Source organism: Spirillospora sp. NPDC048824 (genome assembly GCF_043198455.1).
GTDB lineage: Bacteria > Actinomycetota > Actinomycetes > Streptosporangiales > Streptosporangiaceae > Spirillospora.
Genome location: NZ_JBICUS010000008.1, coordinates 141,111 through 165,814, shown reverse-complemented (window position 1 = coordinate 165,814; position 24,704 = coordinate 141,111). Strand labels below are relative to the sequence as shown.

The 24,704-nt window shown below is 72.8% G+C and carries 20 protein-coding genes; 14 read left to right on the top strand and 6 right to left on the bottom strand.

The features are described from left to right. Nucleotides 1-118 precede the first annotated feature (118 nt). The 3 genes from ACGFIS_RS18095 to murJ all read left to right on the top strand — a co-directional run bounded on the left by ACGFIS_RS18095 (nt 119) and on the right by murJ (nt 4,218). Nucleotides 119-916, top strand: a complete 798-nt coding sequence (locus ACGFIS_RS18095; protein WP_392971817.1) for an ABC transporter ATP-binding protein — start codon at nt 119-121, stop codon at nt 914-916. Next, on the top strand, nt 913-2,280 hold the full coding sequence (locus ACGFIS_RS18090) for an FtsX-like permease family protein (RefSeq protein ID WP_392899027.1): 1,368 nt from the start codon (nt 913-915) through the stop codon (nt 2,278-2,280). The genes ACGFIS_RS18095 and ACGFIS_RS18090 overlap by 4 nt, the downstream gene beginning before the upstream one ends. 108 nt (nt 2,281-2,388) lie before the next feature. Next, complete coding sequence (murJ, locus tag ACGFIS_RS18085) at nt 2,389-4,218, top strand: murein biosynthesis integral membrane protein MurJ (RefSeq protein WP_392971813.1); 1,830 nt, start codon at nt 2,389-2,391, stop codon at nt 4,216-4,218. 51 nt (nt 4,219-4,269) lie between these two features. On the opposite strand, the gene ACGFIS_RS18080 is transcribed toward murJ, so the two are convergent. Beyond that, entirely contained in the window at nt 4,270-5,844 is a 1,575-nt protein-coding gene (locus ACGFIS_RS18080; protein WP_392971810.1) for an MFS transporter, read from the bottom strand. 201 nt (nt 5,845-6,045) lie between these two features. On the opposite strand from ACGFIS_RS18080, the gene ACGFIS_RS18075 reads away from it, so the two are divergent. Continuing rightward, nucleotides 6,046-6,399: an OB-fold nucleic acid binding domain-containing protein gene (locus ACGFIS_RS18075; RefSeq protein ID WP_392899593.1), complete on the top strand. Its 354-nt coding sequence runs from the start codon at nt 6,046-6,048 to the stop codon at nt 6,397-6,399. Between the two features lie 28 nt (nt 6,400-6,427). After that, nucleotides 6,428-7,207, top strand: a complete 780-nt coding sequence (locus tag ACGFIS_RS18070) for a DUF3159 domain-containing protein (RefSeq protein ID WP_392971807.1) — start codon at nt 6,428-6,430, stop codon at nt 7,205-7,207. A gap of 37 nt (nt 7,208-7,244) precedes the next feature. Here ACGFIS_RS18070 and ACGFIS_RS18065 read toward each other — a convergent pair whose 3' ends face one another. After that, nucleotides 7,245-7,904: a potassium channel family protein gene (locus tag ACGFIS_RS18065; RefSeq protein ID WP_392899017.1), complete on the bottom strand. Its 660-nt coding sequence runs from the start codon at nt 7,902-7,904 to the stop codon at nt 7,245-7,247. Next, the gene (locus tag ACGFIS_RS18060; protein WP_392899014.1) at nt 7,904-8,569 is read right to left on the bottom strand and encodes a potassium channel family protein; all 666 of its coding nucleotides are present in this window, start codon (nt 8,567-8,569) and stop codon (nt 7,904-7,906) included. The genes ACGFIS_RS18065 and ACGFIS_RS18060 overlap by 1 nt, the downstream gene beginning before the upstream one ends. A 231-nt stretch (nt 8,570-8,800) precedes the next feature. On the opposite strand from ACGFIS_RS18060, the gene ACGFIS_RS18055 reads away from it, so the two are divergent. From ACGFIS_RS18055 to ACGFIS_RS18040, 4 genes are all read left to right on the top strand, one after another. Beyond that, complete coding sequence (locus tag ACGFIS_RS18055; RefSeq protein ID WP_392899012.1) at nt 8,801-10,834, top strand: APC family permease; 2,034 nt, start codon at nt 8,801-8,803, stop codon at nt 10,832-10,834. Next, nucleotides 10,827-12,167 carry a class I SAM-dependent RNA methyltransferase gene (locus tag ACGFIS_RS18050; RefSeq protein WP_392899009.1) on the top strand — a complete coding sequence of 447 codons (1,341 nt, stop codon included), beginning with the start codon at nt 10,827-10,829 and terminating at the stop codon, nt 12,165-12,167. The genes ACGFIS_RS18055 and ACGFIS_RS18050 overlap by 8 nt, the downstream gene beginning before the upstream one ends. 79 nt (nt 12,168-12,246) lie before the next feature. After that, entirely contained in the window at nt 12,247-13,422 is a 1,176-nt protein-coding gene (locus ACGFIS_RS18045) for a GNAT family N-acetyltransferase (RefSeq protein ID WP_392971804.1), read from the top strand. 48 nt (nt 13,423-13,470) lie between these two features. Then, nucleotides 13,471-13,971 carry a DUF6221 family protein gene (locus tag ACGFIS_RS18040; protein ID WP_392971801.1) on the top strand — a complete coding sequence of 167 codons (501 nt, stop codon included), beginning with the start codon at nt 13,471-13,473 and terminating at the stop codon, nt 13,969-13,971. 7 nt (nt 13,972-13,978) lie between these two features. On the opposite strand, the gene ACGFIS_RS18035 is transcribed toward ACGFIS_RS18040, so the two are convergent. Continuing rightward, nucleotides 13,979-15,007 carry a glycoside hydrolase domain-containing protein gene (locus ACGFIS_RS18035; RefSeq protein ID WP_392899001.1) on the bottom strand — a complete coding sequence of 343 codons (1,029 nt, stop codon included), beginning with the start codon at nt 15,005-15,007 and terminating at the stop codon, nt 13,979-13,981. 211 nt (nt 15,008-15,218) lie between these two features. Between ACGFIS_RS18035 and ACGFIS_RS18030 the strand changes: the two genes are divergently transcribed. Together ACGFIS_RS18030 and ACGFIS_RS18025 are read left to right on the top strand one after the other, a co-directional pair. Next, nucleotides 15,219-16,034: a hypothetical protein gene (locus tag ACGFIS_RS18030; RefSeq protein ID WP_392898998.1), complete on the top strand. Its 816-nt coding sequence runs from the start codon at nt 15,219-15,221 to the stop codon at nt 16,032-16,034. Between the two features lie 42 nt (nt 16,035-16,076). Then, nucleotides 16,077-17,003, top strand: a complete 927-nt coding sequence (locus tag ACGFIS_RS18025; RefSeq protein ID WP_392898995.1) for an LLM class F420-dependent oxidoreductase — start codon at nt 16,077-16,079, stop codon at nt 17,001-17,003. Nucleotides 17,004-17,122: 119 nt separating this feature from the next. Here the strand turns inward: ACGFIS_RS18025 and ACGFIS_RS18020 are convergent, their stop codons facing one another. Beyond that, a complete protein-coding gene (locus tag ACGFIS_RS18020) occupies nt 17,123-18,829 on the bottom strand; it encodes an MFS transporter (RefSeq protein WP_392971798.1) in 1,707 nt (568 codons plus the stop codon). A 131-nt stretch (nt 18,830-18,960) separates the two neighbouring features. On the opposite strand from ACGFIS_RS18020, the gene ACGFIS_RS18015 reads away from it, so the two are divergent. Further along, nucleotides 18,961-19,698 (top strand): TetR/AcrR family transcriptional regulator, encoded by a 738-nt coding sequence (locus tag ACGFIS_RS18015; protein WP_392898990.1) that lies wholly within the window; start codon nt 18,961-18,963, stop codon nt 19,696-19,698. A gap of 13 nt (nt 19,699-19,711) precedes the next feature. Here the strand turns inward: ACGFIS_RS18015 and ACGFIS_RS18010 are convergent, their stop codons facing one another. Then, nucleotides 19,712-20,542, bottom strand: a complete 831-nt coding sequence (locus ACGFIS_RS18010; protein WP_392971795.1) for a TIGR02452 family protein — start codon at nt 20,540-20,542, stop codon at nt 19,712-19,714. Nucleotides 20,543-20,651: 109 nt separating this feature from the next. Here ACGFIS_RS18010 and ACGFIS_RS18005 point away from each other — a divergent pair, with 109 nt between their 5' ends. Together ACGFIS_RS18005 and ACGFIS_RS18000 are read left to right on the top strand one after the other, a co-directional pair. Further along, nucleotides 20,652-22,085 (top strand): 3' terminal RNA ribose 2'-O-methyltransferase Hen1, encoded by a 1,434-nt coding sequence (locus ACGFIS_RS18005; RefSeq protein ID WP_392971792.1) that lies wholly within the window; start codon nt 20,652-20,654, stop codon nt 22,083-22,085. Next, the gene (locus ACGFIS_RS18000; protein WP_392971789.1) at nt 22,082-24,637 is read left to right on the top strand and encodes a polynucleotide kinase-phosphatase; all 2,556 of its coding nucleotides are present in this window, start codon (nt 22,082-22,084) and stop codon (nt 24,635-24,637) included. Before ACGFIS_RS18005 ends, ACGFIS_RS18000 begins: the two co-directional genes overlap by 4 nt. Nucleotides 24,638-24,704: the final 67 nt, after the last annotated feature.

Here is a 24,704-nt window from a genome sequence, read left to right as displayed (position 1 = left end):
AACAGTGGGGTTTCGCCTACCCCGATCGGCGTGCTGGACCCATCCTCCGCGGCCTTCACCGTCCGTAACTTCGTTTCCCAGAGGCGCCCATGAGGGGCGCCGGGCTGGAGGCAGGACGATGTTCGGACGCAAGGGCCCGGATCCGGCGGGACAGGGATCGGGTGAGGCGCTCCGCCTGGACGGCGTGCGCAAGGTGTACGGCGCCGAGGGCAACCGGGTGGTCGCGCTGGACGGCGTGTCGCTGTCGCTGCCGGCGGGGTCGTTCACCGCGGTGATGGGCCCGTCCGGATCGGGAAAGAGCACGCTGCTGCAGTGCGCGGCGGGCCTCGACCGTCCCACCGGGGGCCGGGTCTTCGTGGACGGCACCGAGTTGTCCGGGGGCGGCGAGGCCGCGCTGACGAAGTTCCGGCGCAAGCGGATCGGTTTCGTCTTCCAGCAGTTCAACCTGCTGCCGACGCTGGACGTCATGCAGAACGTGGTGCTGCCGCTGAAGCTCGCGGGCCGCAAGGTGGACCGGGCTCGGGCGCGGGCCGTCCTGGAGCGCGTCGGCATGGGCGACCGTCTCGGCCACCTGCCGGCGGAACTGTCGGGCGGGCAGCAGCAGCGGGCGGCGATCGCGCGGGCGCTGGTCACCGAGCCGCGGGTGCTGTTCGCGGACGAGCCGACGGGTGCGCTCGACACCCGCAGCGCCCGCGACGTGCTGGGGCTGCTCCAGGAGTCGGTGCGGAAGTTCGGGCAGACGGTGGTGATGGTCACCCACGACCCGGTCGCCGCGTCCTATGCGGGTTCGGTGCTGTACCTCACGGACGGGCGGATCGTCGGGCACCAGACCGCGCCGACCGCCGAGGCCGTCGCGGAGCGGATGACGCACCTGGCCGACGAGGTCGAGCGCCAGCGGACGACGGCGGGGGCGTGAGCGGCGTGTTCGGATTGGCGATCAGTTCTCTGCGCAGGCGGGCCGGCGCGTTCACGGCGAGTTTCCTCGCGATGCTCCTCGGCTCGGCGATCATCATGGCGTTCGCCTCGATGCTGGACACCGCGGAGGCGGGCGGCGCGACCGGGACGGCCCGGGAGACCCTCGTGACCATGGCGTACGTGGTCGGCGGCTGGGGGCTGCTGCTGGTGGTCTTCGCGGTCGCCTCGGCCATGACCCTGTCGGTCCGGCAGCGGGCTGGGGAGATGGCGCTGCTCAAGAGCGTCGGCGCGACCCCCGGCCAGCTCGCCCGGATGATCGTCGGCGAGGCCGCGGGCCTGGCCGTGGCGGCGGCGCTGCTCGGGATCGTCCCCGCGATGCTGATCGGACGGGGCCTGCTCGGGCTGCTGCGCGACACCGGCCAGGTTCCGGCCGGGATCGGGTACGGCTTCGGGCCGATCGCGCTGACGATGGGCCTGGGGATCATGTTCGTGTCCGCGACCGGCGCCGCGCTGATCACCGCGCGCCGGGCCGCCCGCGTCCGGGTGACCGAGTCGATGACGGCCGCGGCGACCGACACCGGGAGGCTGACCAAGAAGCGGATCGTGTTCGCGGTGCTGTTCCTCCTGCTCGCCGTGAACGAGGCGGTCATCACGGTGACGGTGATGGACGGCAAGGGCAGCGACGCCATGGCGACGTCCGGGCAGGCCGACATCTTCGCCGCGATCGGGCTGGCGCTGCTCGCGCCGGCGATCATGCGCCGGGTGACGGCGCTGGCGGCCGGGCCGATGCGGGCGCTGGGCGGCGCGACCGGCGACCTCGCGGCGAGCGTCATGCGCCGCCGGACGGGCGCGATGGCCGCCGCGGTCACGCCGATCATCCTGTTCGTCGGGACCGCCGTCGGCACGCTGTTCCTGCAGGCCACCGAGAACGCGGCGATGGAGGCGGCCGGGCTGGCCAAGACGGCCGAGCAGAAGAACATCGAGACGCTGAACTTCGTCGTCATCGGCATGGTGGTGCTGTTCACCGCGATCATGCTGGTCAACACGCTGATCGCGGCGACCGCGCACCGGCGGCGCGAGTTCGGGCAGACGCGGCTCGCGGGGGCGACGCCCCGGCAGGTGCTCGCCACCGTGGCGCTGGAGTCGGCGGTGCTGACCGCCACCGGCGTGGTCTTCGGGACGGTCGCCGCGGTCTTCACGATCGTGCCGTTCGGCCTGGCCCGGCGCGACTCCCTCACCCCCGGCGGGGACGTGTGGACCTACCTCGCGGTCGTCGCGCTCGCCGCGGTCCTCACGGGGGTGACGGCCCTCGGCGCGGCCCGCCGCACCATCCGCGTCCCCGCGGTCGAGGCGGCGCTCGACTGACCGCCCGGCGGGCGGCCGATCCGTGAGTGCCCATCCATCCGGGTGGGCGCTCACGCATTTCCGGGTCCGGGCTCCCACGGCATACTGGCGCGTCCGGGGGTGGTGCCGATGGGCGGGCCGCACAAGCGCAGGACGGGCGGCACGGGACGGATCCTCATGCCGGGGATCCTCGACGAGGCCGAGCGCGCCGAGCCGCCCGGCGAACCCGAGACCGGGCTGGTCCCGGTCCGCGACCCCGGCGACGTCGGCGACCCCGGCACCGCCGACCGGCCGGGCTCGGAGCGCGACGAGATCGGCGGCGCCGCGCAGGCCGCACCGCCCGGCGTCGCGCACTCCAGCGCCGTCATGGCGATCGGGACGGTCTTCTCCCGGCTCACCGGCTTCCTGCGCACGGTCGTTATCGGTGCGGCGCTCGGGACCGCGCTGCTCGGCGACGCCTACCAGGCCGCCGAGGTGATCCCGTACACGGTGTACGAACTTCTGCTGGGCGGGCTGCTGGCGAGCGTGTTCGTCCCGTTCCTGGTCAAGCGCCGGATCCGGGACGCCGACGGGGGAGCGGCGACCGAGCAGCGGCTGCTCAGCGTCGTCCTGCTCGCGCTCGCCGTGCTGACCGCCGTCGCGGTGCTCGCCGCCGACCAGCTGATCTCCCTGTACGCGGGCGGGTACACCGGGCGGCAGCGTGAGGTCGCCGTCCTGCTCACCCGGCTGCTGCTCGTGCAGATCTTCTTCATCGGCGTCAGCGGCCTGGCGAGCACGCTGCTGAACGTCCGGCGGCGGTTCGGGGCGCCGATGTGGGCGCCCGTCGTCAACAACCTGATCACGATGGGCGCCGGGCTGCTGTTCCTGTGGGCGGCGGGACGCGGGCAGACCACCGAGACCGTGACCGACGCCCAGCTCACCCTGCTCGGCGCCGGCTCCGCGTTCGGGACCGTCGCGCAGAGCGGCGTCCTCGGCTGGATGCTGTGGTCCGCGGGGTTCCGCTTCCGCCCGCGCCTCGACCTGCGCGGTTCCGGTTTCGGTGAGGCGGCGCGGACCGCGTCGTGGATGCTGCTCTACATCGTCGTCGCGCAGCTCGGCGTCCTGGTGACCGCGAACGTGGCGACCCGCGCCGCCGACCGGGCGACCGCCGAGGCCGGGCACGCGGTGGCGGGCAGCGGCCTGGCCACCTACAAGTTCGCCCTCGTCGTCTTCCAGCTGCCGTACGCGATCATCGCGGTCTCGGTGATCACGGCGCTGCTGCCGAGGATGAGCGCGCACGTCACCGAGGGACGCCGCGACCTGCTCCGCGCCGACTTCTCCCGCGGCCTGCGCCTCGCCTGCGCGCTGCTCGTCCCGCTGTGGCTGGGGATGCTGGTGTTCGCGGTCCCCGGCTCGGTCGTGTTCTTCGCCTACGGCAGCCTCAGCCCGGACGGGGCGCGGCGCATCGGCGTCGTCCTGATGGTGTTCGCCGTGATGGTGCTGCCGTTCACCCTGCACCAGCTCCTCATGCGCGTCTTCTACGCCCTCGGCGACACCCGCACGCCCGGCCTGATCGCCGTCCCGGCGGGGATCGCGCAGGCGGTGACGGCGTTCGCGCTGCTGTGGTTCGTCCCGGCGCGGCAGGTCGTGGTCGGGCTTCCGGTCGCGTACGGGCTGTTCTACGTGGCGGGCGCGACCGGCGCGGCGCTCGTCCTGCGCAGGCGGCTCGGCGGGATGGACGGCCGCCGCATCCTGCGGACGCTGACCCGGTTGCACCTGGCCGCCCTGCCCGCCCTCGCGTTCGCGGCGGCGGTCGTCTGGGCCTTCGGCCACATGCCGGGCGACCGGCTCCCCGACCTGCTCGCCATCCTCGCCGGAGGTCTCGGCGGCGGCGCGCTCTACGTCCTGGCGGCCCGCCTGATGAACGTCCCGGAGATCGGCTACTTCACGGCGATGGCCGCGACCCGCCTGCGCCGGTGACGGCGAGGCCCTCCGCAGGACGTACCTGCGGAGGGCTCGGCGCGGACCGGGTCAGCCGCGGGCGCGGCGGGGGAGGAGGAAGGCCACCGGGACGGCGGCCACGGTGAGGGCGAGGGTGAGCGCCGCGACCTGCTTCGCGGCGCCGAGCGCGGCGGACGGGTCCATGGCGTGCCCGGCCACCGGGTCGCCGGCCGCCCCGAAGAAGACCGTGCCGAGGATCGCGATGCCGAGCGTCGCGCCGAGCTGCTGGACCGACTCCAGTGCCGCCGAGCCCGATCCGACCTCGTGGTCGGCGATGCCCGCGACGATGATGTCGAACAGCGGGACGAAGATCATGCCCATGCCGGCGCCGAACAGCAGCAGCGGCGCGGCCAGGTGCCAGCCGCCGAGGCCCGTCCCCGCCGTCTCGAACACCGTGTACAGCGCGACCATGCCGGCGGCCATCATCGACAGGCCGATGTGCAGGATGTGCCGGCCGAGGGTGTTCATCGTCATGCCGCTGAACGCCGACCCGGCGAACGCGCCGACCGCCCAGGACGCCATGGCCAGGCTCGCGGCGAGCGGGGTGTAGCCGAGGCCGAGCTGCAGGAACAGGCCGACGGCGAGGGAGAAGCCGGTGATCGTCCCGAAGAAGACGATGACGAACAGCACCCCGGAGCTGTAGGAGCGGTTGGTGAACACGGTCAGCCGGACCAGCGGCGTCCGACCGGCGCGGGCGCGGCGCAGCTGGTGCAGGACGAACGCGGCGAGGACGGGCAGCGAGCCGGCGAGCAGCGCCAGGGTCCAGGTGGGCCAGCCGAGTTCGCGGCCCTGGACGAGCGGGTAGACGAGCATGCTCATGCCGAGGCCGCCCAGGAGCATGCCGGTGACGTCCAGGCCGCCGCGGCGGTCGGTGGTGGCCGGGGCGGGCAGCACCCGGGCGCCCACGATCAGCGCGTACGCGCCGATCGGCACGTTGAGCAGGAAGATCGCGCGCCAGCCGGTGCCGAACAGGTCGGCGTCGATCAGCAGTCCGGCGACGACCGGGCCGAGGATGGTGGCCAGCCCGATCACCGGGCCGAACAGGGCGAACGCCTTGCCCATGTCGGCTGCGCCGAACAGGTCCCGGATCAGCCCGAAGCTCTGCGGGATCATCACCGCGGCGCACAGCCCCTGCGCGACCCGGGCGGCGATGAGGGTCTCCGGCGACCATGCGAACGCGCAGGCGGCCGAGGTGACCAGGAACCCGGCGGCGCCGGCGAGCAGGACGGGCCGGCGGCCGAACATGTCGCCGAGCCGCCCGCCGGTGAGCAGCGCGACGGCGAGGGCGAGGGTGTATCCGGCGGCCATCCACTGCAGCGCGGCGTAGGAGCCGCCGAGGTCGGCGCGGATCGCGGGGGCGGCCACGTTCACGACGGTCGAGTCGAGGAGGTTCAGCAGGGTGGCGGCCAGGATCGCGGACAGTCCGAGCCAGCGGCGGGGGACCGGCGTGGTTCCGGGGGGTCGTCCCCCCACCGAGACCGGCGTGGTTCCGGGGGGTGTGGGGGGTCGTCCCCCCACCGAGACCGGCGCGGTGGTTCCGTTCTCCGGGTGGGTCTGCGGGTGGGGCCCGGGGGTGGAGCCCGGGGTGTCGAGCGTGGCGGTCACGGCTCTTCCTTCTTTTCGGAGCGGAATGCTTCGTTCCGATAGTAGCAGAACGGAACACTTCATTCCAGTCGGAGCCGCGGTCCGGGAAGGTGAGAGGCCCGATTCATCCGTGGATGTCATACGCTTCGAGTCATGGACGAGGGTTCGCCCGGCGCATCGCCGGGTGCTGGGCCGCAACGGGGCAAGGGCGGCAAGGGCGGCATGCGGCGCCTCCTGCGGCGCATGACGTCGAGCAACGCCGAGCTTGAGGCCGAGGATCTGCAGAAGAGCGCCGGCGGCGAGGGCGCGACCCCGATCACCGACTGCGCCGAACGCGAGCGGCACCGGGTGGCGGGTACGCTACGTACGGTGACGCTCCGGCCGCGGGGCGGCGCTCCCGCCCTGGAGGCCGAACTCTACGACGGCACCGACGTGGTGAGCCTCGTCTGGCTCGGCCGCCGCCGGATCGCCGGCATCGACCCCGGCCGCAGGCTGCGCGCCGAGGGGCTGGTGAGCGTGCAGGACGGACGCAAGGTCATCTTCAATCCGCGATACGAGCTGCGCGGCGGTTCGTGAGGCCGCCGCGAGCGGCCGGGAGTGCGACGTGAGCGAACTGGGAACGAGCGGAGGACGCGGCGTGGAAGCGGAGACCACGCCGTCCGGCGGCCGCGGGGACGACGAGCCCGCGGAGACCGCCGGCGAGGCCGAGGCGCCCCCGGCCTCCGGCACGGAACGGAACGCGAACGCGCACGACACCGTCGAGGCGGCCGTGCGCGCGCAGCTGAGCAAGGCGCTCGGCGGCGTCCGCGGCATGGTCGAGGCCGCCGTCCCCGTGATCGCCTTCACCGGGACCTATGTCCTGATCGATGACGTCAAGCTCGCCGTCATCGCCGCCCTCGGCGCCGCGGTGGTGCTGCTCGGCGTCCGCCTGGTGCAGCGCTCCAGCCCGCAGTTCGTCCTGAACAGCCTCGTCGGCATCGCGATCGCCGCGTTCTTCGCGCTGCGCTCCGGCAAGGCCGAGGACGCGTTCCTGCCCGGCATCATGCTGAACGCCGGGTACGCCGCCGTGATGGTCCTGTCGATCGTGACCCGCTGGCCCGTCGTCGGCTTCATCATCGGCTCGGTCACCGGCGACCCGACGGCGTGGCGCCGCGACCCCGGGATCGTGAAGCTGTGCTCCCGGCTCACCTGGCTGCTCCTGCTGCCCTGCGTCGCGCGGGTCGTGGTGCAGTACCCGATCTACATCGCCGACGGCGACCAGAGCGGCCTGCTCGGCGCCGCCAAGATCGCGATGGGCTGGCCGCTGCAGGTGGCGGCGCTGTCGGCCATGGTGTGGCTCCTCGCCCGCGGCCGGACCCCCATCGAACGCGGAAAACCCGCCTGACCGTCCGGCCGGGCGGGTTCCCGTGATCGAGCGGGCGTCACCGGCCGCCGAGGAGTTCGGCGAGTTCGTCCTCCACGTCCTGGCTGGCGACGAACATCAGCTCGTCGCCCGGCTCCAGCGTGTCGTCGGGCGTCGGGACCAGCACCCGCCCCTCGCGCAGGATCGCCACCAGCGCCGTGTCGCGCGGCCAGTCCACCGACCCGACCCGCTGCCCGCCGAGCGGCGCGTCGTCCGGCAGCGTCAGCTCGACCAGGTTGGCCTCGCCCTGCCGGAACGTCATCAGCCGGACCAGGTCGCCGACGCTGACCGCCTCCTCCACCAGCGCGGACAGCAGCCTCGGGGTGGACACCGCCACGTCCACGCCCCACGACTCGTTGAACAGCCACTCGTTGTTCGGATGGTTGATCCGGGCCACCACGCGCGGCACCCCGTACTCGGTCTTGGCCAGCAGCGACACCACCAGGTTGACCTTGTCGTCCCCGGACGAGGCGACCACGACCTGGCAGCGCTCCAGCGCCGCGTCGTCCAGCGCGGAGATCTCGCACGCGTCGGCCAGCAGCCACTCCGCCCGCGGCACCATCTCGACCTTGATGGCCTTGGGGCTCTTGTCGATCAAGAGCACCTCGTGGCCGTTCTCCAGCAGCTCCTGGGCGATGGAGCGGCCCACCGCGCCCGCCCCGGCGATCGCGACCCGCATCAGGCGTCCTCCCCGTCCCGTGCCGCGACGGCGGCGTTGACGCGCTCCAGGTCATCGGCGCCCGCCATGATGTGCACGATGTCGCCGTCCTGGATCATCGAGTCCCGCTCGGGGACGAGGGCCTCACCCATGCGCGACAGGAACGCCACGCGGGTGTTCGCGTGCTCCTCAAGCGTGCCGACCTTCTCACCCACCCACAGGTGCCCGGAGTCCAGTTCGGCGAGGACGACCGCGCCGGTCGGGTCGCGCCACAGCGGCTCGGCGCCCTCGGGCACCAGCCGGCGCAGGATCTGGTCGGCGGTCCACCGGACGGTCGCGACCGTCGGTATGCCGAGGCGCTGGTAGACCTCCGCGCGGCGGGGGTCGTAGATGCGCGCCACCACGTTGTCGACGCCGAACGTCTCGCGCGCCACCCGGGCGGAGATGATGTTGGAGTTGTCGCCGCTGCTGACGGCCACGAACGCCGACGCGCGCTCGATGCCCGCCTCGGCTATCACGTCGCGGTCGAATCCGAATCCGGTGATGCGGCGGCCCCGGAACCCGCTGCGCAGCCGGCGGAACGCCTCCGGGTTCTGGTCGATGATGGACACCGAATGGCCCTTGTCCTCAAGGATGTGGGCGAGGGTCGACCCGACCCGCCCGCACCCCATGATCACGATATGCACGGCCGTTCCTTCTTCCGTCCAGGGGGACCTTCCCCCTGTACCCCCTGCGCCGTGCACGGCCTCGTCGCTGCGCCGCCGACGCCGTGCCGCACCCGAGGATCGTTTCCAGTGAATGATCCTGCCGGGCTGCAAACCTACACATCCGCCCAGGCGAGTACTACCCACCAGCCTTCCCTCCGGGGGGCGCGGGCGGAACCGCGCCGTCGTGGCCAAGAGCTAGAGTCTCCTCCCGTGCCAAAGGTTTCGGACCTTGCGAAGCGGCTCCTCGTCGGCCGTGCGCTCAGCAGCTCCCAGCAGCACGAGCAACTTCTGAAGAAGCGCATCGCGCTGCCGGTCTTCGCCAGCGACGCCCTGTCGTCGGTGGCCTACGCCCCGCAGGAGATCCTCCTCGCCCTCGCCGCGGGCGGCCTGGTGATGTACGGCTACACGCCGTGGGTCGCCGCGGCGGTCGTGGTGATCCTGCTGACGGTCGTCGCCTCGTACCGGCAGAACGTCCGGGCCTACCAGAGCGGCGGCGGCGACTTCGAGGTCGCCACCACCAACCTCGGCGGCAACTGGGGCATCGTCGTCGCGAGCGCGCTGCTGGTCGACTACGTCCTCACGGTCGCGGTGTCGGTGTCGTCCGGCGTGGAGAACCTCGGCGCCCTGCTGACGTTCATGCGGCCGCACGAGGTCGCCGTCGCGATCGGCATCGTCGTGCTGCTCACGGTCGGCAACCTGCGGGGCCTCAAGGAGGCCGGGGTCGCCTTCGCGATCCCCACCTACCTGTTCATGTTCGCGATCTTCAGCATGCTGGCGTGGGGCCTGGTCCGCCTGGTCGCGGGCGACGACCTGGAGGCCGAGACCGCGGGCTACGAGATCCGCGGCGACGAGACCGACCTCGCCGGGTTCGCGCTGGTGTTCCTGCTGCTGCGGGCGTTCTCGTCCGGCTGCGCCGCGCTCACCGGGGTCGAGGCGATCAGCAACGGCGTGCCCGCGTTCCGCAAGCCCAAGGGGGAGAACGCCGCGACGACGCTGCTGATGCTCGGGCTCGTCGCGGTGACGATGTTCGGCGGCGTGACCGCGTTCGCCTACGTCACGGACGTCAAGGTCGCCGAATCCGACCAGGGCGCCCACCTGGTCGACCCCGAGACCGGACGCGCGGTCGAACACGCCGACCCGGTGATCGCACAGGTCGCCCACACCGTGTTCAGCAACTTCGAGGTCGGCTTCGCGCTCGTCACCGCGATGACCGCGCTGATCCTGTTCCTGGCCGCCAACACCGCCTTCAACGGGTTCCCGGTGCTGGGCTCGGTGCTCGCGCAGAACCGCTTCCTGCCGCGGCAGCTGCACACCCGCGGAGACCGGCTCGCCTACAGCAACGGCATCGTCATCCTCGCCACCATGGCCGGAGTGCTGATCTACGCCTACGACGCGTCCGTCAGCCGGCTGATCCCGCTCTACACCGTCGGCGTGTTCGTCTCCTTCACCGTCAGCCAGGTCGGCATGGTCCGGCACTGGAACCGGCTGCTGGCCGCCGAGCGGGACCTGGTGCAGCGCCGCCGGATGAAGACCTCCCGCGCCATCAACGCGTTCGGCGCCACCCTCACCGGCATCGTGCTGGTCGTCGTGCTGACCACCAAGTTCGCGCTCGGCGCGTACATCGTCTGCATCGCGATGCCCCTCCTGTTCCTGCTGATGAAGGGGATCAGGCGGCACTACGACCGGGTCGCCGAGGAGCTGGTGCCCTCCGGCGAGGACGTCGCGCTGCCCGCCCGCAACCACGGCATCGTGCTCGTCTCCAAGATCCACAAGCCGACGCTGCGGGCGCTCGCCTACGCCCGCGCCACCCGCCCCTCCACGCTGGAGGCGGTGACGGTGGCGGTCGACGCCGCGGAGTCGCAGCGCCTCCAGCGGGAGTGGGACGCGCTCGACATCCCCGTCCCGCTGAAGATCCTCGACTCGCCGTACCGGGAGATCACCCGCCCGGTCCTCGCCTACGTCAAGAGCGTCCGGCGCAAGAGCCCCCGCGACGTCGTGACCGTGTTCATCCCCGAGTACGTCGTCGGCCACTGGTGGGAGCAGCTCCTGCACAACCAGAGCGCCCTGCGGCTGAAGGGCCGGCTGCTGTTCCAGCCGGGCGTCATGGTGACGAGCGTCGCGTGGCAGCTGCAGTCGTCCGACCGGCTCAAGGGACGGGTCGAGCCGCCCGGCCCCGGCGCGTCCCGGCGCCCGCCGCGGACCGGAGGACGTCCCGGTGCCGGTAGTGTTTCGGACCGTGACTGATCTGGAGCCCGACGTCCTCGAACTCGAGGTCGGCAACGTCGCCAACGGCGGTTTCTGCGTCGCCCGGCACGAGGGCCGCGTGGTCTTCGTCCGGCACGCCCTGCCCGGCGAACGCGTGCGGGCCCGCATCACCGACCGCACCAAGAACTTCCTCCGCGCCGACGCCGTGGAGATCATCGAGGCGTCCCCGGACCGTGTCGAGCCGCCGTGCCCGTTCGCCGGTCCCGGACGCTGCGGCGGCTGCGACTGGCAGCACGCCTCGCTGCCCGCGCAGCGCGCCCTCAAGGCCGCCGTCGTCGAGGAGCAGCTCCAGCGCCTCGCCGGGATCACCCGCACGGTGACCGTCGAGGAGGTCCCGTACCCGGTCGACGGCGAGGTGCCGCCGCCCGCCGGGCTCGGCTGGCGCACCCGCGTGCAGTTCTCCGTCTCGTCCGGCGCCGTCGGCCTGCGCCGGCACCGCTCCCACGACATCGAACCCATCGACGAATGCCTGATCGCCCACCCCGGCGTGGAGCTGATGGGCATCGAACGCAAACGCTGGCCGGGCGCGTCCGGCGTCGAGGGCATCGTCTCCGCGACCACGGGCGACCGCCTGGTCGTGCTGCGCGGCCGTGACCGCCGCAAGATCCGCGTGCCGCGGCTGGACGTGCCGGTCCGGCTCGTCCGCGGCAAGCCCGAGCCGGGCGCCGGGCTGCCCTACGTCCGCGAAGAGGTCTCGGGGCGGCTGTACCAGATCAGCGGCAGCGGCTTCTGGCAGGTCCACCCCGGCGCCGCGCAGCTCCTCGCCGACGCCGTCGCCGACGCCCTCGAACCCAAGCCGGGCGACATCGCCCTCGACCTGTACTGCGGCGTCGGCCTGTTCGCCGGCGTCCTCGCCGACCGCATCGGGCGGGACGGGCTCGTCGTCGGCGTCGAGTCCGACGGGCAGGCCGTCCGCGACGCCCGCTTCAACCTGCGCGACCTGCCGAACGTCTCCATCGAGCGCGGTCCCGTCGAGGAGGTCGTCGCCGACCTGGAGTTCGGACGCGCGTCCGGCGGGTCCGGCGCGCAGAACAAGCGCGGACGCGGCGGCCACCAGGGCGGGGAGCGGGTCCGGCGCGCCGACGTCGTCGTCCTCGACCCGCCCCGGACCGGCGCCGGCCGCGACGTCGTCGAGCAGATCACCAGGCTCGCCGGCCGCAAGATCGCCTACGTGTCCTGCGACCCCGCCACCCTGGCCCGCGACCTGTCCTACTTCGGTGAGCGCGGCTGGACGCTGGAGACCCTCCGCGCCTTCGACGCCTTCCCGATGACCCAGCACGTCGAATGCCTGGCGGTGCTGGTCAGGGGGTAGCCGCCCGGCCCGGCCCGCACGCATGGGTCCTCAGTGCCCGTCCGGAAAATCCGGTTGCGCCGCGGCATACCGTGGAGGCGTGATCGAGATCCGGGAGATCCCCGAGGCCGACATCGACCGGATGGTCGACCTCGCGGGCATGGTGTTCCACGTCGACACCGACGACGAGCGGGACGGCTGGCGGCCGCGCCGCGCCGAGCGCATCGGCGCCTACGACGGCGACGTCCTGGCCGGGCAGCTCGCGTCCATGCCGCTGCGGCTCGCGGTCCCCGGCGCGTTCCTCGACTGCTCCGCGGTCACGTTCGCCGGCGTCCTGCCCACGCACCGGCGGCGCGGCATCCTCACGTCCATGATCGAGCGGATGCACGCCGGCGCCGTCGCCGCCGGCCGTCCGGTCGCCGCGCTCTGGGCGTCCCAGGGCGCCATCTACGGCCGGTACGGCTTCGGCCTCGCGACCCGCGCGATCAGCCTGGAGGTCGACACGTCCCGGCCGCTCGGCCTGCGCACCGCGCCCGACCCGGCACCGCTCCGGCTCGTCGACGCCGCGTCCGCCGCCGACGTACTCGACCCGCTGTACACCCGCGCGCTCGCCCGGCGTCCGGGCGGACTGGTCCGCGACCCCGAATGGTGGACGCGGTCCGTCCTGCGGCCCCTGGACCCCGATGCGCCCGGCTACTCCGGCCCGCGCGTCGTCGTCCATCCCGGCGGCTACGCCGTGTACCGCGCCCACGAGGACGGGACGATCAGGGTCGCCGACCTCGTCGCCGACACTCCGGAGGCGGAGGCGGCGCTCTGGCGGTATCTCGCGTCGATCGACCTGACGTCCCGCGTCCAGGCGCCGAGCCGTCCCGTGGACGACCTGCTCCCGTCCATGGCCGCGGACCCCGACCAGGTCGTCATCAGGAACGACCACGGTGCCCTCTGGCTCCGGCTGGTCGACGTCCCGGCCGCCCTGCGCTCCCGGTCCTGGGCCACCGAGGACACGTTCGTCCTGGAGGTCGTCGACGACCGGATCCCGGCGAACGACGGCCGCCGGCGCCTGACCACCGGCGCCGCCCCCGCCTGCGACCGGACGTCCGAGCCGCCGGACCTGACCATGACGGCCGCCGACCTGGCTGCCGTCTACCTGGGCGGCAACCGCCTGACCACGCTGGTCCGCGTCGGCGCGGTGACCGAGCACACGCCGGGCGCCGCCGCACGGCTGGACGCCGCGCTGACCGTACCGCTGGCCCCGTACATCAACGACGATTTCTGAGGCAGGATCGGTGCCGGTGTGTGTGAGCACGGCGGTACTGGGGTGGCTGTGAGTGATCTGGTGGAGTTCCTGCGGGCCCGGCTCTTCGAGGACGAGGACACCGCGCGGTGGGCGGCCGACTACCGTTCCCGTCCGAACGGCGGCGCGGACCTGTCGGGGGACGAACGATGGCAGTGGGTCGATCCGCGCACCGGGGAGCGGCTGCGGCTGGGGCGGCGGCCGATGGACCATCTGCAGCGGCCGGTCTCGCTGCGGAGCGTCAACGAGTATCCGTGGCAGAGCCGCCCGGGTTTCGGGCCGCATCTCGTGCTGGACGTGTCGTTCGTGAAGGAGGGCGTCGCGCTGCACATGGCCCGCCACTCGCCGGGGCGGGTGGTGGCGGAGGTGGAGGTCAAGCGGCGGCTGCTCGGCATGCATTCGCGGATGAACGGGACGGGCGTCTGCCAGGCGTGCGGCGAGCGCGTCCGGGAAGGCGGGTGCACGACGTTGCGGCTTCTGGCGATGCCGTACGCCGACCACCCGGCGTACCGGGCGGCGTGGCGGGTCTGAGGCGGCGTCACCGTCTCCAGAAGAGGATCTTGGCGGTGCCGCCCGTGAGCGCGGCGTCGGCGGTGCCGTGCTGGATCAGCTGGAACCGCACCCGGTGGCCCGCCGTGACGCTGTCGGCGGCGAGCCCGTACACCAGGTTGGTGCTGTCGCCGGCGGACACGAAGTCCTGGACGGGACCGCCCTGGTACTTGCCGGCGTCCTCGGTCTCGACCTCGATCACGCGGGCCTGGATGAGGGTGCCGGCGGGGACGCCGGTGACCGTCGCCCCCACGGAGATGCTGTAGCGGGCGGAGCCGTTCAGGACGTCGGGGCCGCCCTGGTCGCGATGCTGCTTCTCCTTGTCGGAGTACTCGTCCTCCCAGGTGACGTTCGTCCATGTTCCGGGGGCGAGCCGCTGCTCGGTGCCGGTTCCGACGGACACGTAGTCGGGCATGTCGTCTCCTTCGGGCGAGACGCCGACGCGCCACTGCCCGTAGTCGCTTGCGACGGCACGGTCGTAGTCGACGGCGGCGCCGCCGATCGTGTGCTCGTTGGAGTACTGCTGGAGCTGGGCGCGGGCGTCCCATCGGCCGCCCGACCAGGCGTAGGTCTGCCAGCCATAGGTGATCTTCCCGGCGTCGAACGCGCGTTTCATCGGCCCGTGGCCGGCGTAGAGGCCGACCCGCCCGCGGCCGATGACGCTCGCCGCGCCGTCGAGGTAGGCGTTGATCTCGTCCTGCTGGCCGGGGGAGGCGTCCCAGTCGGCGGCGAAGTAGATCGGGCGGTCGCCGGGCATCCCGCAGGTTTCGGCCTGGCGGGCCGCGTCCCTGGCGTCGGCCACTCCGGCGGACCGTCCGGCCAGCGGCCTGGACTTGGTCGTCTGCCAGACGACCACCAGCCAGATTCCGGCGCCGGAGAGGTCGCCGGCCTCCGCGCGGGTCAGGTTCTTGCCGGTCGTGTCGTGCGACAGGTAGCGGCACACGAACTTCACCCCGGCGCGTTTCAGCGCTGCCACGCCGGGGCGGCCCCATGAGTAGTCGACACCGAAAACGGCCACCGGTGAGCTCCATGTCGGGGGGTCGGTCATCGCCGATTCAACACGTGTCCCCGGGACGGCGCAGGAGATTCGGCGGAAGACGCTCCAAGACGATCGCCCAGGCCAGGAGTCACTGTCTGTGACGACACACCGACGTGGCGCTAGGCCGGCGGACCTGGGCTCGCTAGAACGGACGTGTCCGAACGAAACCGCGGGCCACGGGGGGCTCATTGTGATCTGGACAGGGAAGGAGCGCGGTCTCGCCTTGCTGACGGCCGCGCCGCTGCTGGGAGCCGTCCCGCTGGGGGCCGGTGCGCACGCCGACGAGGGCGTGGTGCTCCGCACGGCCGCCCCGAAGAAGGACGTGATGCCGGGACGCACCTACGAGTGGACGTTCAAGGTGACGGCCAAGGGCCCGGCGAAGTCCGGCAAGGCGGTGTTCCGGACGACGCTGCCGGAGTCGCTGGAGTTCGTGTCCGGTGAGAAGAACTGCACGTCCAAGGAACGCGAGGTCGTCTGCCGCCTCGGCACCGTCAGGAAGGGGCGGAGCGTCAAGGGCGTGGTCAGGGCCAAGGTGTCCGGGCGGGCCGAGGGCGGGCAGGAGATCACCGTCCGCGGGAAGGCGACGTGGGGCAAGGCGGACGCCGCCCGCAGGTTCCCGGCGGTGCGCGTCGCCAAGGCCGCCGACCTCGCCCTCACCGAGGCGGCCCCGGCGACGGCCCGGGCCGGCGCGAAGATCCCGTACGTGGTCAGGGTCGCCAACCTCGGCCCGTCCGGAGCCGACAACGTGATCGTCGAGTTCCGGGGGCCGCTCAAGGTCGTCGGGCAGGACGCGGCGTGCGTCCCGCGCGGCCGCGTCCACGCGTGCGCGGTGGGTTCGCTGGGGCCCGCGCAGTCGCGGACGCTGCACATCCAGGCCGTGCCGAGCGAGAAGGTCCGGGCGGGCACGGTGCTGGAGTCGTCCTGGAAGGCGACCTCGCCTACCACCGACGTCGACGAGTCGAACAACGACGCCGTCGCCCGCACCAGGATCCTCGAGAGCCGCTGACCCGTGGCCCGAGGAGGCCCGCGCGGGTAGCAGGATGGGATCATGCGACTTCGGATCTTCACTGAGCCCCAGCAGGGGGCGAGCTACGAGACACAGCTGGCGGTCGCCAAGGCGACGGAGGACCTCGGGTTCGACGCGTTCTTCCGCTCGGACCACTTCGTCAAGATGGGCGACGTGCCGGGGGACCCGGGCCCGACCGACTCCTGGATCACCCTGGGCGCGCTGGCCCGCGAGACCAGCCGGATCAGGCTCGGCACGCTGGTGACGGCCGCGACGTTCCGCCACCCGGGGCCGCTGGCGATCTCGGTCGCGCAGGTCGACCGGATGAGCGGCGGGCGGGTCGACTTCGGCATCGGGACGGGCTGGTTCGAGCAGGAGCACACCGCGTACGGCATCCCGTTCCCGAGCCTGGGGGAGCGGTTCGCGCGGCTGGAGGAGCAGGTCCAGATCATCACGGGGCTGTGGGGGACGCCCGCCGGGGAGACGTTCTCGTTCAGCGGCGAGCACTACACCCTCGCCGAGTCGCCCGCGCTGCCCAAGCCCGCCCAGGCGGGCGGCCCGCCGATCATCGTCGGCGGGTCCGGGCCGAAGCGGACTCCGCGGCTGGCCGCCCGGTACGCCGACGAGTACAACGTCCCGTTCAAGCCGGTGCAGGACACGGGCGAGGCGTTCGAGCGGGTCCGCGCGGCGTGCGCGGACGCTGGCCGGGCGACGCCGCCGGTCTGCTCGGCCGCGCAGGTCGTCTGCTGCGGCCGTGACGAGGCGGAGCTGAAGCGCCGCGCCGACGCCATCGGACGCGACGTGCAGGAGCTGCGCCAGAACGGCCTGGCCGGAACGCCCGGGGAGCTGGTCGACAGGATCGGCCGGTTCGGCGGGCTGGGCGCCGAGTGCGTCTACCTGCAGGTCCTCGATATGCACGACCTGGATCACCTGGAGCTGCTGGCCTCCGAGGTCCTCGCCAAGGTCTGACACGGCGGCGCCGGAACGACGGGAGGGCCCGCGGCCGGGATCGCCCCGCCGCGGGCCTCTCGTATGCCGGACGCGCCCGCCCCGTGGGACGGCCCGTCCCGCCGGAGGGGCTCGTCCGGTCAGGCGGGCTCCTCCTCCGGCCGGGCGTGCCTCGGCAGCAGGAAGGTCGCCAGGAACGTGAGGCCGAGCAGCCCGACCTCGACCCACAGCGTGATCTTCATGGCGGCGGTGAAGCCGGCCCTGGCGGAGTGCTCGCCGGCGTCCGCGACCGCCTTCTGGACGGCGGCGCCCGACTGCGGGGCGGAGGCCATGGCCGCCTGGACGTCGCTCTGGAGCCGGTGGCATGACGCGGGGACGACGGCGGCGTCCTTGGCGGTGGCGCGGTCGTGGGCGCAGTCGCGCAGGCCGTCTGCGATGCGGTCGCGCCGCGCGGCGGGGACGGACGCGGCGGCGAGGTCCTGGCGGAGCCCGGCCGCTCCGTCGTCCGCCGCGGCCGTGATGTGGCCGCCCGCCAGGCCGAAGAAGATCGTCCCGAGGACGGCCGCGCCGAGCGCCGCGCCGAGTTGCTGGACCGCGGTGAGCGTCCCGCCCGCCGAGCCGGTCTCCTCGGGGTCGACGCCCGCGAGGACGGTGTCGAAGAACGGCGCCATCAGCATGCCCATGCCGAGTCCGGTCACGGTCAGGGCGGGGACGAGCTGCCCGGGCGTGACGTCGATGCCGGCGTACTGCAGCGTGGCGAAGAGCCCGGCGATGCCGGCGGCCATGGTGAGGGTGCCCGCGTGGATCACCTTGCGGCCGAAGCGCTGCACGCCCTGCGCGACACCGAACCCGATCACGATGCCGACCGACCAGGGGATCTGTGCGAGACCGGCCTTGAGCGGGGAGAAACCGAGGCCCAACTGGAAGAACAGGGCCAGGACCAGCGCGATCCCCGCCATGCCGGAGAAGAACACCAGGCCGACGACCAGGCCGCCGGTGAAGCCGCGCTTGCGGAACAGGCTGGGCACGACCAGCGGGTCGCCGCCGGCGCGCTGCTTGCGGGTCTCGTACCAGGTGAACACGGCCCAGACGGCGAGCGAGGCGGCCATCATCAGGAACGTCCAGGCCGGCCAGTCGTGCTCGCGGCCCTGGACGAGCGGGTAGATCAGCAGCCCGGCGCCGAGGGACGCGAGCGCCGCGCCGGTGAGGTCGAGGCGGGTCGCCTGCTCGGAACGCCCGGCGGGCAGGAACTTCAGGCCGGCCACCACGGCGGCGGCGCCGAACGGCAGATTGATCAGGAAGATCATCCGCCAGCCGGTGCCGAAGAGGTCGGCGCCGATCAGCCAGCCGGCCAGCACCGGGCCGCCGACCGACGCCAGGCCCATCACCGGCCCGAACAGCCCGAACGCGGCGCCCATCTCCTTCGGCCCGAACATCTGCTTGATCATCCCGATGCCCTGCGGCAGCATCAGCGCCCCGAACAGGCCCTGGGTGACGCGGGCGCCGACCAGCATCCCGGGGGAGACGGCGATGCCGCACAGCAGCGAGGCGAGCGTGAACCCGGCCGCGCCGACGAGGAACATCCGCCTGCGCCCGTACAGGTCGCCGAGCCGCCCGCCGGTGACCAGGCCGACCGCCATGGCCAGGGTGTAGCCGGCGGCGAGCCATTGGACGGTGGCGGCCGACCCGCCGAGTTCGGCGCGGATCGTGGGGGCCGCGATGTTGGTGATCAGCGCGTCCAGCATGTCCATGATCTCGGCGGCCAGGATCACGAACAGCGCCACCCAGCGCCAGCGGTAACCGGCGTCGGTGGTGCCTTTCACGGTTGACGTGAATGTCTCGGTCATGGGGGGAACCTCTCAGAGGGAACGAACAGCGTTCGTTGATTACGAACACTGTTCTAAAGGGGGAACAGTGTTCGTGTCAAGTACGCTGTTCGTGCGACCGATCATGTATCGCGAGATGGGGAGGTCCCGACGTGGCCACCGAACGGCCGGACATGCCGACGCCGCCCGGACGCAAGCCCCGCAAGGCCGCGCCGCCGAGGCGGTCTCTCACGCAGGACCTCATCGTCGACACCGCGATCGGAATCCTGGACGCCGAGGGGCTGGAGGCGGTGACCATGCGCCGGATCGCCCAGGAGCTCGGCACCGGCCCGGCGTCCCTGTACGCCCACGTCTCGGGCAAGGAGGAGCTGCGCGAGCTGATGCTCGATCGGGTCGCCGCCGAGATCAGGCTCCCCGAACCCGACCCGGCGCGGTGGCAGGAGCAGCTGAAGGACCTGTCCCGCGAGATCCGCCGCGTCTACACCTCGCACCGCGACATCGCGATGGTGTCCATGGGCCTCGTTCCCACCGCCCCCCACCTGCTGGACATCGCCGAGGCGCAGCTCGCCCTGATGCGGGCGGGCGGCGTGCCGAAGAAGGTCGCCGGGATGGCCGTCGACACCCTCGGCATGTTCCTCGACGCCGATGCCGTCGAGGGCACGATGTACATGGCGAAGACGCCCCCGGGCGCGGATGCCCAGGAGCACCTCGACGAGTACTTCGGGCAGATCGGCGAGTACTTCGCGGCCCTGCCGCCTGAGCGCTACCCCGTGATCTCCGGGATGGTGGACGAGCTGACGGCCGAGGACGACGACGGACGCTTCGAGTTCGGCCTCGACCTCCTCGTCCGCGGCATCGCCTCCTACGTCGACCCGCCGCCGTCGCCCTGACGGACGTCAGGCCTCAGGCGAAGGCGTCCTGGAAGGCGGCGTGCCGGGGGGTGCCCTTCGCGGTGTCCCAGACGGCGAAGACCACGTGCTCGAACCGGTCGGCGAACTGACCGCCGGGGTGGAGCTGCTCGGCGAACACCCCGGCCACCTCTGCCGGGTCGTTGCGGAAGACACCGCAGCCCCACGCGCCCAGGACCAGCCGCCGATGCCCGTTGGCCAGCGCCACGGCGAGAAGCTTGTGGGCGCGCAGGCGGAGCACCCCCGGAATGTGCTCCGCCGTCCCGGCGTCGCGGATCGCACCGCGGTTGGGGGCCGGGGACGTCAGGAACGCGATCTCGTACGGCTCCTCCAGCAGCCGCCCGTCGTCGTCCCGGAACACCGGCACGTCCGGCGAGTAGATCATGTGATCGCTGTAGAGGAGGTCGCGCTGGGCGCGGTGGAAGTCGTAGTACTCCCTGGCCGAACGCAGCGACTCGTACAGGCCGGACGAGCGTGCCAGCCCCTCCTCCTGTGCGTGCGCCCCGCTCAGGAACCCGCCGCCCGGGTTCTTCGCGGAGGCGAAGTTGAGCGTGAACGGGACCGTCCCGGGAGCGCACAGCCGGCGCGCGGCGGCGAGGGTCGTCTCGCCGGTGACCTCGATGCGCGTCGTCGTGCCGGGCTCGGCGGCGGGGAGGCGCCCCAGAAGCCCGTCCAGCTCGTCCGGGCGGTACAGGACGGTGCCCTGGACGGCCCGGGCCAGGCTCTCGGCGATCGAGACGGTGCGGCCGGAGGGCGCCGGGTAGTCGCCGCGTTCGAGGATGGCCACGGTCTCCTGCGCGGTCATCCGGCGGGGATGTCTGCTCATGTCGCCTGGGATTCTGGCGGTGCGGGGAGCCGGCCCGCAAACACTTTTCGTGATCGTCCGATCCTGAAAATGAATGGGGGCGTTCGACGCGGTCCGCCACACTTGGGGCGTGCTTCTGACGATCACCACCACCATGGGCCAGGCGACCGACCTGGGATTCCTCCTGCACAAGCATCCCGACCGGGTGCAGCGGTTCGAGCAGTCCTTCGGCACGGCGCACGTCTTCTACCCCGACGCCGGCGAGCGCCACTGCACGGCGGCGCTGCTGATGGACGTCGATCCGGTCAAGCTCGTGCGCACGCGCGGCAGAGGTACGCCGGACTTCTCACTCGGCCAGTACGTGAACGACCGCCCGTACGCGGCGTCCTCGCTGCTGGCGTCCGCGATGGCGAACGTGTTCCGCACCGCCATGCGCGGACGGTGCGATCTGCGTCCCGGCCTGGCGGAGACGCCGATCCCGCTGGAGATCGTCCTGCCGGCCCTTCCATGCCGCGGCGGGGCCCGGCAGGCCGAGCGGTTCTTCGAGCCGCTCGGCTGGGACGTGTCGGCCGTGCCCGTTCCGCTCGACCCGGAGTTCGGCGAGTGGGGCGACTCCCGGTACGTGACGCTCACCCTCACCGGGACGGTGCGGCTCGCCGACGCGCTCAACCAGCTGTACGTGCTGCTGCCCGTCCTCGACGACGCCAAGCACTACTGGATGGCGCCTGACGAGGTGGACAAGCTCATCCGTGCGGGGGAGGGCTGGCTGGCCGCGCACCCGGACCGCGGGGCCATCACCCGCCGCTATCTCGCCAACCGGCGCGCTCTCGTCCGCACGGCGCTGGGCCGCCTCGCCGATGCCGAGGACGCGCCCGAAGAGGCGCTCGACCCCGCAGAGGTCGAGGAGGAACCGGCGGCGTCCGGGGAGGCCGGGGAGGCCGGGGAGACCGGGGAGAAGGCCGTCTCGCTGGCCGAGCGCCGTCTCCAGTCGGTCGTGCAGGCGCTGCGCGACGAGAACGCCCGGCGCGTCATCGACCTTGGCTGCGGCTCCGGCAAACTGCTCACGCGGCTCGCCAAGGACGACTTCTTCAGCGAGGTCTCCGGGTCGGACGTCTCGCATCGCGCGCTCGGCCACGCCTGGCGGCGGCTCCGCTGGGACAAGGAGCCGCGCCGGGAGAACGACCGCGTCCAGGACGTCTTCCAGGGCGCGCTGACCTACGCCGACGAACGGTTCCGCGGTTATGAGGCGGCCGTGCTGATGGAGGTCGTCGAGCACATCGACCCGCCGCGCCTCGGCGCCGTGGAACGGGTGGTGTTCGGGCACGCCTCGCCCCGCGTGGTGGTCGTGACGACCCCGAACGCCGAGCACAACGTCCGCTACGAGGGGCTGGCGCCGGGCGCCATGCGCCACCCCGACCACCGGTTCGAATGGACGCGGGCCGAGTTCCGCGCGTGGGCGGACCGGGTCGCCGCCGCGCACGGCTACCGCGTCCGGCACGTGCCCGTCGGCGACGACGATCCCGAGGTCGGCGCACCGACGCAGATGGGGGTGTTCACCCGATGACCGAGATCCGGGTACCGGACATGGGACTTGTCGTGCTGGTCGGCGTGACCGGCTCGGGCAAGTCGCATTTCGCGCGCAAGCACTTCAAGCCGACGCAGGTGGTGTCGTCCGACTACTGCCGCGGGGTCGTGTCGGACGACGAGAACGACCAGTCCGCCACCGGCGACGCCTTCGACCTGCTGCACTACATCGTGGCCAAGCGGCTGCGGCGCGGCCTGCTCACCGTGGTGGACGCGACGAACGTGCAGAGCAAGGCACGGCAGTCGCTGCTGCGGATCGCCAAGGAGCACGACGTGCGGTCGGTCGCGATCGTGCTGGACGTCCCCGAGAGCGTCGCCGCCGAACGCAACGCCGCCCGCCCGGACCGGGACCTGCCCGCGCACGTGATCCCGCGCCAGCGCCGCGAGCTGCGGCGCGGCCTGCGGACGCTGGCGCGCGAGTTCCGCCGCGTCCACGTGCTGAACGGCGTCGAGGAGGCCGACGCCGCCACGATCACCTACGAGAGGGCGTGGAACGACAGGCGCGAGCTGACCGGGCCGTTCGACATCATCGGCGACGTGCACGGCTGCCGCGCCGAACTGGAGGACCTCCTCGCCGGCCTCGGCTACGAGATCGACCGGGACGCGCAGGGACATGCCGTGGGCGCGAACCATCCCGGCGGGCGCACCGCCGTGTTCGTCGGGGACCTCGTCGACCGCGGCCCCGACTCGCCGGGCGTGCTGCGCCTGGTGATGGGCATGGTGGCCGCCGGCGACGCGCTGTGCGTGTCGGGCAACCACGAGGCGAAGCTCGTGCGTGCCCTCCGCGGCCGCAAGGTGCGCCTCGCGCACGGGCTCGCCGAGTCGATGGAGCAGCTCTCCGCCGAAACGGAGGAGTTCCGCGACGACGCGCTGCGCTTCATGGACGGCCTCATCAGCCACTACGTCCTCGACGGCGGCCGCCTGGTCGTGGCTCACGCCGGCCTCAAGGAGGACTACCACGGCCGTGCGTCCGGACGGGTCCGGTCGTTCGCGCTCTACGGCGACACCACCGGGGAGACCGACGAGTACGGGCTGCCCGTCCGGTACCCGTGGGCGCGCGACTACCGGGGCGAGGCCATGGTCGTGTACGGGCACACGCCCGTCCCCGACGCGGAATGGATCAACAACACGATCTGCCTCGACACCGGCGCCGTGTTCGGCGGGAAGCTGACCGCGCTGCGCTACCCGGAACGGGAACTGGAGTCCGTCCCCGCCCGGCAGGTCTGGTACGAGCCGACGCGCCCGCTGGAGGCGCCGGCCGGTTCGTCCAGCGCGGGCGGGCACCGGGAGAACGAGGTCCTCAAAATCGAGGACGTGCTCGGCAACCAGGGCGTCGAGACCCGCCTGATGGGCCGCGTCGCCGTCCGCGAGGAGAACGCGCTGGCCGCGCTGGAGGTGATGAGCCGGTTCGCCGTGGACCCGCGCTGGCTCGTCTACCTGCCGCCCACCATGGCGCCCGCGGAGACGTCGCCGCTGCCCGGATACCTGGAGCACCCGGCCGAGGCCCTCGCCGCGTACCGGGACAAGGGCGTCGTCCGCGCCGTGTGCGAGGAGAAGCACATGGGTTCGCGGGCCGTGGTGGTGGTGTGCCGCGACGCGTCCGCCGCCGACCGCTTCGGCGTGGCCGACGGGACGACCGGCGCCGTCTACACCCGCACGGGACGTTCGTTCTTCCGGGACGCCTCGCGCACGGCGGAGGTCCTGGACCGGCTCCGCGCCGCGATCGGCGCCGCCGGGCTCTGGGACGAGCTCGACACCGGATGGCTCGTCATCGACACCGAACTGATGCCGTGGTCGGCCAAGGCCATGGACCTCATCCGCACGCAGTACGCGGCGACCGGCGCGGCCGCCCGTGCCGCACTGCCGATGGCGTCCGGCGTTCTCGCGCGCGCGGAGGAACGCGGCCTCGACCTCGGCGGCCTCCGCGAACGCGTCGACCGGCGTGCCGCGAACGCGTCCCGCTTCCGGGACGCCTACGCGCGGTACTGCTGGACGGTGGACGGACTGAGCGGGCTCCGGCTCGCGCCGTTCCAGATCCTCGCGGGAGAGGGCCGCAACTGGGCCGTGGCACGCGACCACGAGTGGCACATGGCCGTGGCCGGGCGGCTGGCGGACGGCGATCCGACCGGGCTCGTCCAGCGGACGGGTTCGGTGACCGCCGACCTGAACTCGGCGGAGTCGGGGGCCGCCGTCACCGAGTGGTGGGAGAAGCTCACCGCCGCCGGAGGCGAGGGCATGGTCGTCAAGCCGCTGGGGCCGTTCCCGGAGGACAGGCGGATCCAGCCCGGCGTCAAGTGCCGCGGCCCCGAGTATCTGCGCATCATCTACGGCCCGGACTACGCCGAGCCGGACAACCTCGCCCGGCTGCGCGGTAGGTCGCTCGGCCGCAAGCGCTCGCTGGCGATGCGGGAGCACGCACTCGGCGTCGAGGCGCTCGACCGGCTCACCGGCGGCGAGCCGCTGTGGCGGGTCCACCAGGCCGTCTTCGCCGTCCTGGCGCTCGAATCCGAACCCGTCGACCCGCGTCTGTGACCGGGCGCCCGTGTCTGTGACCGGGCGCCCTGCGTCCTGTTGACCGTGCGGCCTGCGCCCTGTGACC

Coding starts and splice junctions, on each gene's coding strand:
- ACGFIS_RS18095 (WP_392971817.1), top strand. CDS start 119: ATGTTCGGACGCAAGGGCCCGGATCCGGCGGGACAGGGATCGGGTGAG.
- murJ (WP_392971813.1), top strand. CDS start 2,389: ATGGGCGGGCCGCACAAGCGCAGGACGGGCGGCACGGGACGGATCCTC.
- ACGFIS_RS18075 (WP_392899593.1), top strand. CDS start 6,046: ATGCGGCGCCTCCTGCGGCGCATGACGTCGAGCAACGCCGAGCTTGAG.
- ACGFIS_RS18065 (WP_392899017.1), bottom strand. CDS start 7,904: ATGCGGGTCGCGATCGCCGGGGCGGGCGCGGTGGGCCGCTCCATCGCC.
- ACGFIS_RS18025 (WP_392898995.1), top strand. CDS start 16,077: ATGCGACTTCGGATCTTCACTGAGCCCCAGCAGGGGGCGAGCTACGAG.
- ACGFIS_RS18020 (WP_392971798.1), bottom strand. CDS start 18,829: ATGACCGAGACATTCACGTCAACCGTGAAAGGCACCACCGACGCCGGT.
- ACGFIS_RS18010 (WP_392971795.1), bottom strand. CDS start 20,542: ATGAGCAGACATCCCCGCCGGATGACCGCGCAGGAGACCGTGGCCATC.
- ACGFIS_RS18000 (WP_392971789.1), top strand. CDS start 22,082: ATGACCGAGATCCGGGTACCGGACATGGGACTTGTCGTGCTGGTCGGC.